Here is a 3337-nt window from a genome sequence, read left to right as displayed (position 1 = left end):
CGTCCCGTGCATCCGGTCCGCCTGGTCACCGCCTCCGCGCTGTTCGACGGGCATGACGCCTCGATCAACATCATGCGGCGGATTTTCCAGTCCCAGGGTGCCGAGGTGATCCACCTGGGGCACAACCGGTCGGTGCGGGAGGTCGTGGACGCGGCGCTGGAGGAGGACGCGCACGGGGTGGCCGTCTCGTCGTACCAGGGTGGGCACGTCGAGTACTTCGAGTATCTCGTCGAGTCGCTGCGCGGCCAGGGGGCCGAGCACATCCAGGTGGTGGGTGGCGGTGGCGGGGTCATCGTGCCCGAGGAGATCGCCCGGTTGCGCCGCAGCGGCGTGACCATCTTCTCGCCCGAGGACGGGCAGCGGATGGGTCTCGCCGGGATGGTCAACTCGGTCGTCAAGGACTGTGATTTTGATCTTTGGGACAGCAAGGCTGTCGATGCCGCCGCCGTGCTGACCGGCGACCGGTTCGCCATCGCCCGGGCCATCACCGGTGCGGAGCTGGGCAAGCTGCCGCCGGAGCTGCTGGAGCAGGTGCGGGCCGCCGCCGCGGCGCGGGTCACGCCGGTGCTCGGTATCACCGGGACCGGCGGCTCCGGGAAGTCGTCGCTGACCGACGAGCTCGTACGGCGGTTCCGCGTGGACCAGCAGGACAAGCTGCGGATCGCCGTGATCGCCGTCGACCCGACCCGGCGCCGGGGCGGCGGTGCGCTGCTCGGCGACCGCATCCGGATGAACTCCCTGGACGGGAGCCGCGTCTTCTTCCGGAGTCTGGCCACGCGGGGGAGTCGTGAGCTGCCCGAGCATCTGTCCGACGTGATCGACGTGATCAAGGCCGCCGGATTCGACCTGGTGATCGTGGAGACACCGGGTATCGGCCAGGGCGACGCGGCGATCGTGCCGTACGTCGACACGTCGATGTACGTGATGACGCCGGAGTTCGGCGCCGCCTCGCAGCTGGAGAAGATCGACATGCTCGACTTCGCCGACGTCGTGGCGATCAACAAGTTCGAGCGGCGCGGCGCCAAGGACGCGATGCGTGACGTGGGCCGGCAGATGGTCCGCAACCGTGAGGCCTTCGGTATGCGGCCCGAGGAGATGCCGGTGTTCGGCACCTCCGCCGCCACCTTCAACGACGACGGGGTCACCGCGCTCTACCAACACCTGAAAGTCGGTCTGGCCGAGCATGGGCTGCCGCTGGCCGAAGGCGCCCTGACACCGGTCGACGTACGGCACTCCTCCGGCATCCGGCGGGTGGTGCCCGCCGAGCGGGTGCGCTACCTCGCCGAGATCACGGAGGCCGTACGGGCGTATCACGCACGCACCGAGGCGCTCGCTGACGCGGCCCGGCGTGTGCAGCGGCTGGACGCCGTCCGGGGCGAGCTCGTCGAGGCCGGGGCGGAGGCGGGAGGCGTGGAGTCGCTGCTCGCCGACGCCCGCCGCGCCCTCCCGCACGAGATCGGGGACCAGATCCAGAACTGGCCCGCGGTCGTGGCGTCCTACTCCGGCGACGAGCAGGTGGTGAAGGTGCGGGACCGGGAGATCCGTACGCAGCTGAACCGTGAGTCCCTGTCGGGGAACCGGATTCCGCGGGTCGCGCTGCCCGCCTTCACCGACCACGGCGAGCTGGTGCGGTTCTGGCGCCGGGAGAACCTGCCCGGCCTCTTCCCGTTCACCGCCGGGGTGTTCCCCTTCAAGCGCGACGGCGAGGACCCGGCGCGGATGTTCGCCGGAGAGGGCGACCCGTTCCGTACGAACCGGCGCTTCAAGCTGCTGTCCGAGGGGCAGCCGGCGACCCGGCTGTCCACCGCGTTCGACTCCGTCACCCTCTACGGCCGTGACCCCGACGAACGCCCCGACATCTACGGCAAGGTCGGCACGTCCGGCGTCTCCGTGGCCACCCTGGACGACATGAAGGCGCTGTACGACGGGTTCGACCTTGTCGCGCCCACGACCTCGGTGTCGATGACGATCAACGGGCCGGCGCCGACCGTACTGGCGTTCTTCCTCAACACCGTCATCGACCAGCAGGCCGAGAAGTTCCGGGAGGCGGAGGGGCGTGAGCCGTCGCCCGAGGAGGCCGCCGAGCTGCGGGCGCGTGCGCTCGCGACCGTGCGCGGCACCGTGCAGGCCGACATCCTCAAGGAGGACCAGGGGCAGAACACCTGCCTGTTCTCCACCGAGTTCAGCCTGCGGATGATGGCCGACATCCAGGAGTGGTTCATCGAGCAGAAGGTCCGCAACTTCTACTCCGTGTCCATCTCCGGCTACCACATCGCCGAGGCCGGGGCCAACCCGATCAGCCAGCTCGCCTTCACCCTGGCCAACGGGTTCACCTACGTCGAGGCCTACTTGGCGCGCGGTATGCACATCGACGACTTCGCGCCCAACCTGTCGTTCTTCTTCTCCAACGGCATGGACCCGGAGTACTCCGTGCTCGGCCGGGTCGCCCGCCGGATCTGGGCCGTCGCCATGAAGGAGCGGTACGGGGCGGGGGAGCGCAGCCAGAAGCTGAAGTACCACGTCCAGACATCCGGACGGTCCCTGCACGCCCAGGAGATGGACTTCAACGACATCCGCACCACCCTGCAGGGCCTGATCGCCATCTACGACAACGCCAACTCGCTGCACACCAACGCCTACGACGAGGCCGTCACCACCCCGTCCGAGGAGTCGGTGCGGCGGGCGCTGGCGATCCAGCTGATCATCAACCGCGAGTGGGGTCTCGCCATGAACGAGAACCCGCTCCAGGGGTCGTTCATCATCGACCAGCTCACCGACCTCGTCGAGGAGGCCGTGCTCGCCGAGTTCGACCGGATCAACGAGCGGGGCGGGGTGCTGGGCGCCATGGAGACCGGGTACCAGCGCGGGCGCATCCAGGACGAGTCGATGCTGTACGAGCAGCGCAAGCACGACGGCACGCTGCCGATCATCGGCGTCAACACCTTCCGTCGGCCCGGCGGCGAAGGGGCACCGCACGAGGTGGAGCTCGCCCGCGCCACGGAGACGGAGAAGGAGTCCCAGCTCGCGCGCGTCCGCGACTTCCAGAACGCGCACGGAGCGGAGGCCACCCAGGCGCTCGCACGTCTGAAGGAGGCCGCCGTGGGCGGTGACAACGCCTTCGAGGCGCTGATGGCGGCGGCCAGGGTGTGCACACTGCGCCAGGTCACCGAGGCGTTCTTCGAGATCGGGGGCCAGTACCGGAGAAACGTCTGAGCAGAGGGCGAGCGCCGGTGCGCACGGGAGTGAGAGAGGCCGTTCAAGCCGATCTGCGACTGCATGCCGCCATGAATGTGGAGGTTTCGTGACGGAGTCGTGTGCGTGTCGGATGCTGGTGCGG

1 protein-coding gene is annotated in these 3337 nt (G+C 69.1%); it reads left to right on the top strand.

Annotated features, from left to right (window positions below; all coding sequences use genetic code 11):
• A partial coding sequence (gene icmF / locus STRTUCAR8_RS44355; RefSeq protein ID WP_063748551.1) for a fused isobutyryl-CoA mutase/GTPase IcmF occupies nt 1-3213 on the top strand: 3213 nt, incomplete at its 5' end.
• Nucleotides 3214-3337 lie beyond the last annotated feature (124 nt).

This window comes from Streptomyces turgidiscabies Car8 (assembly GCF_000331005.1).
In the GTDB taxonomy this organism is placed as follows: Bacteria; Actinomycetota; Actinomycetes; order Streptomycetales; family Streptomycetaceae; genus Streptomyces; species Streptomyces turgidiscabies.
This window is presented reverse-complemented; position numbering and strand designations above follow the sequence as displayed.